This window comes from Pilimelia anulata (genome assembly GCF_014647895.1).
GTDB classification, from domain to species: Bacteria; Actinomycetota; Actinomycetes; order Mycobacteriales; family Micromonosporaceae; genus Pilimelia; species Pilimelia anulata.
This window is the reverse complement of record NZ_BMQB01000032.1, coordinates 1-1,391: the sequence shown is the minus strand read 5'-3', so window position 1 is coordinate 1,391 and position 1,391 is coordinate 1. Positions and strand designations below refer to the sequence as shown.

At 37.2% G+C, this 1,391-nt stretch carries 1 protein-coding gene; it reads left to right on the top strand.

The window, feature by feature from the left end:
- Positions 1–934: 934 nt before the first annotated feature.
- A partial coding sequence (locus IEY94_RS24555) for a capsid/nuclear shuttle family protein (RefSeq protein ID WP_229784380.1) occupies positions 935–1,391 on the top strand: 457 nt, incomplete at its 3' end.

Here is a 1,391-nt window from a genome sequence, read left to right as displayed (position 1 = left end):
CGCAGCGGAATCGGTTCGGGAGTTTAAGAAGCAGATACTATAAAAGAGCTATGTTCTTGCGGAAAAACAAATTGAGAGAAAAGAAGTAAGAACTGTTGTTGTTTTTCACAAATGGGCGCTCTCTCAATGTTTAAATAGACAAGCTTATTTGCGTACAACTTGTGAAAGTAATGGGAGATTATTTAAGTGGAAATCATAAAAGTAATCATTGCTTTAAAGTTGTTCAATTGCACTCTATATTCAATTGAACAATGCGTTATGTGAGTAAATAATTCTTTGCGTTTATTATAAAACGCTTTGGTGGTGGCATAGTCGTAAATAAGAGGGTGTACCCCGATTGAGCTCTCGTCCAAAAGTCTCTATGAATCGGTGTAATGGTGCCAATATATAGTAAGAAGTTCTTTAAGGATCTGGAGACACGTGGCGGCCATCCGCTATAATATTACCGGATGGCCGCGCGATTTTTTTCCCCTTGAAATCCTGGCCGTGTATTTCAGTTCCGCAAAACTAGTTGAGCGTGTTTTTGAAATCCGTTGTTGTTGTGACGACACGTGTTCCATATAGGGCCTCTTTGTCATTTGAGGCAATAACCAACTTTAGTTTTGCACGTGGCGCGTTTTACAATGTTGCATTTAATTGGTAATGTTTATCTAACGGCTATTTTTTGATTCAAATTTTGAATCATGTGAGGAGTTGTCAGAAATTGGTGCTTTATATTTCTGACATTGTACTACATATTTGAGATGGACCAATTAAATGCTTTGTTTTGTGCCTATTTAATTAATTTCGAAGATATATTGTGTATATATTGTGTTCATATTTATTAATGGAACCTGTGTATTTGAAAATGTATTTTTCGCGAAACAAACGTGGTGCTACTACTACTTCGAGACGAAGCTATTCAAGGTATCCCTTGTCTAGGCGTGCGTATAGTGTGAATAGAATCAATGGCAAACGTGGATCGAATATTCATAGAAAGGCCCATGATGATGTTAGAATGTCAGCCCAACGTTTACATGAGAATCAGTTTGGGCCTGAATTTGTCATGGCCCATAATTCAGCGATCTCAACGTTTATTAATTTCCCTAATCTTGGTAAGAGTGAACCGAATCGATCAAAGAGTTTTATTAAATTAAAACGTTTACGTTTTAAGGGTACTGTTAAAATTGAACGTGTTTTGAATATGGATGGTTCAACTCCTAAGATTGAAGGCGTATTTTCTATGGTCGTTGTTGTCGACCGAAAACCTCACTTGGGATCTTCTGGATGTCTACATACATTTGATGAGTTGTTTGGTGCAAGGATTCATAGTCACGGTAATTTATCCATTACTGCCACATTGAAAGACCGTTTCTATATTCGTCATGTTTATAAGCGTGTGCTTTCAGTGG